Here is a 2,647-nt window from a genome sequence, read left to right on the forward strand (position 1 = left end):
GCGCGGGCCGCTTCGATCACCGGCGCCAGATTGGAATCGGACTGCGGCGACAAAAGCAGCGCGTCCGGCTTCTGCGACAGCACCGTCTGGGCAAGGTTGAGCTGCTCGATCATCGAACTTTCGTCCTTGGCCGCCTGCACGTCGACGTTGATCTTGTACTTCGCCGCCTCGGCCTTTGCGCCGGCCGCGACGTCCTGCCAGAACTCATTGATCAGCGTCTTCGTCACATAGGCAAAATGCAGCTCCTTCTTTGGCGCCGGCACGGCGCCGAACTCCTTCTCGACAGCCGTCGATTCGATCTTGTCCATCTTGGCCGTTGGATAGGCCGGGCAGCTGTCGTCGGCGAAAGCGGGGGCCGCGCCGAGAAGGGCGAGCGCCGTCGGGGCGGCGAGCACGCCGCTTATCCGTAACTTCATCGAATTTCCTCCCATTTGGTACCGGATCATCTCCGGAGCATTCTCTTCCCTGTAGACCCGGACGCTACGGCCTTCACCTCTCGCCATTAAGCGCTCCGACTGTTCACGACTTCACCGTGTTGCAGCAAGTTGGAAATTAGAGCATTCGATCTGTTAGATTCAAATTAGAAGCCCTATCCGATTTTTTAGCCAGGCTTAAAGAAAAATGGTATGGCTTGCACGCTTGCCGCGAGGAGGAAAGATGCAGATCCCGGTCAAGGCCATTTGGGTCTTTCATGCCGCGGCCCAGGCGGGCAGCATCTCGCGCGCCGCCGAGGAGTTCGGCGTGACGCCGTCGGCGGTCACCCAGCAGATCCAGGCGCTCGAGGTCCAGCTCGGCGTCAGCCTGCTGACGAAGATGGGCCGGCGCGTGGTTCTGACGGAAGCGGGTGAGCGCTATTACGCTACCATTACCGACGAGATCGAGCGTATCACCGAGGCCACGCGCACGATCCGCGGCTATCGTTCGGTGACGATGCTGACGGTGCGGGCGACGCCGACACTTTCCAACAAATGGCTGCTGCCGCGCCTTGCCTCCTTCCTCGACCAGAATCCGGAACTGGAAATCCGCCTCGACGGCACCAATGAGCCGACGGACTTCAACCGCGAGCTCGTCGATCTGGAAATACGGCATGGCGACGGCCGCTGGCCGGGCCTGTTCGTCGAAGGCATGGCCGAGGAGAGCTTCATCCCGGCCTGTGCCCCGGCTCTCGCGGCGGCGGGCAGCCTTAGCGCCGAGGATCTGACGCGGCACCGGCTGATCCATTCCGTGAAGTCGCAGGCGCAATGGCCGGCCTGGTTCAAGCTCGCTGGCGCGCATCCGGCGAACAGATGGCGCCGCATCCTGTTCGACCGCTCCCATATGGCGATCGACGCGGCGCTGGACGGCATGGGGATTGCACTGGAGAGCAGCATGATGATGGAGCGCGAGCTGCGCGAGGGCCGGCTCGTCTGTCCCGTCCCTGATCCTCCTTCGCTGCGCATCGTCACGCAGTGGATCGTGTGTCCGCGTGACCATCTGCGGCACAAGAAGGTGCGGCTGTTCCTCGACTGGCTGCGCGCCGAGCGCGACGGGACGCCCGGCCTGCCGGCCTGAAGACAAAAGCCGCCAAGCGGGTCGGACCTTCACACATCGCCGGGTGCCGTGCATCGATCTCACACTTGATAACTTCACGGCTTTCTGTATTTGTGTGAAAAACTCGAAGGCCGAAGGTTCGCATGCTGTCCCGTTTCGCAACCCGATTGAACTCCTTCGGCTCCGCGCCGCAGCTGCGATGGCCGGACCTCTCCGGCAAGCCGAGCATGATGCAGATGGCCGAGCGCGCCGCCACCGTGCGCGGCCTGACCGATGTGGACCTGAACTTTCCCGACCACATGTCCGGCGAGCCGGCGGAGATCGCCCGGCGAATAGGCGGCCTCGGCCTGTCGATCAACGGCCTTGCGATGCGCTATTACACCAACCCGGCCTTCAAGCGCGGCGCCTTCACCAATCCGGACGCGGCGGTGAGGCGCGAGGCCATCGATCTGACCAAGCGCGGCATCGATGCGGCGCGCGCCATGGGCGCGGATCTGATGACGATCTGGCTCGGCCAGGACGGGTTCGACTGCAACTTCCAGCTCGATTACGCACAGGCTTGGGACTGGGAGGTGGCCGGCGTCCGGGAGGTGGCGGAGCACGATCCGGACTGCCGCGTCAGCATCGAGTACAAGCCCGACGAGCCGCGCGCCCAATCGCTGCTGCGGGACGCGGCGACGACGCTGCTGGCGATCGCCGAGGCCGGCTCGACCAATCTCGGCGTCACCATCGATTTCGCGCACGCGCTTTACGCGGGCGAGCAGCCGGCGCTTGCCGCGCATCTGATCAACCGCCGCAGCCGGCTGCTCGGCGTGCATCTCAATGACGGATACGGCAAGCGCGACGACGGGCTGATGGTCGGCGCGGTGCATCTGCGCTCGACGTTGGAACTGCTTCACCAGATCCGCCGCGACGGCTTCGACGGCGCGCTCTACTTCGACACCTTTCCGGACCTGAGCGGGCTCGATCCCGTCGCCGAATGCGAGGCCAACATCGCCACGGTGCGCCGATCGCTGGAGATTGCCGACGGGCTGGCCGGCGACAATGGCCTTGCCGACGCACTGGCCCGCCAGGACGCCGCCGCCAGCCAGAGGATCGTCATCCGGGCCTTGATTGG

General features: G+C 64.6%; 3 protein-coding genes. 2 read left to right on the forward strand and 1 reads right to left on the reverse strand.

Annotated features, from left to right (window positions below):
* Positions 1-416 (reverse strand): substrate-binding domain-containing protein (locus tag EN742_RS31140; RefSeq protein ID WP_189375683.1); only part of this gene is annotated, 416 nt, incomplete at its 3' end.
* A 241-nt stretch (positions 417-657) separates the two neighbouring features.
* On the opposite strand from EN742_RS31140, the gene EN742_RS31145 reads away from it, so the two are divergent.
* Entirely contained in the window at positions 658-1,551 is an 894-nt protein-coding gene (locus EN742_RS31145) for a LysR substrate-binding domain-containing protein (RefSeq protein ID WP_128333678.1), read from the forward strand.
* A 122-nt stretch (positions 1,552-1,673) separates the two neighbouring features.
* The coding region (locus EN742_RS31150) for a sugar phosphate isomerase/epimerase family protein (protein ID WP_128333679.1) at positions 1,674-2,647 on the forward strand (974 nt) is incomplete at its 3' end.

Origin of the sequence: Mesorhizobium sp. M4A.F.Ca.ET.020.02.1.1, assembly GCF_004022645.1 — a bacterium.
Classification (GTDB): domain Bacteria; phylum Pseudomonadota; class Alphaproteobacteria; order Rhizobiales; family Rhizobiaceae; genus Mesorhizobium.

Bases quoted from the DNA above. Each gene is read 5' to 3' on its own strand.
- EN742_RS31145 (WP_128333678.1), top strand. From the start codon at position 658: ATGCAGATCCCGGTCAAGGCCATTTGGGTCTTTCATGCCGCGGCCCAG.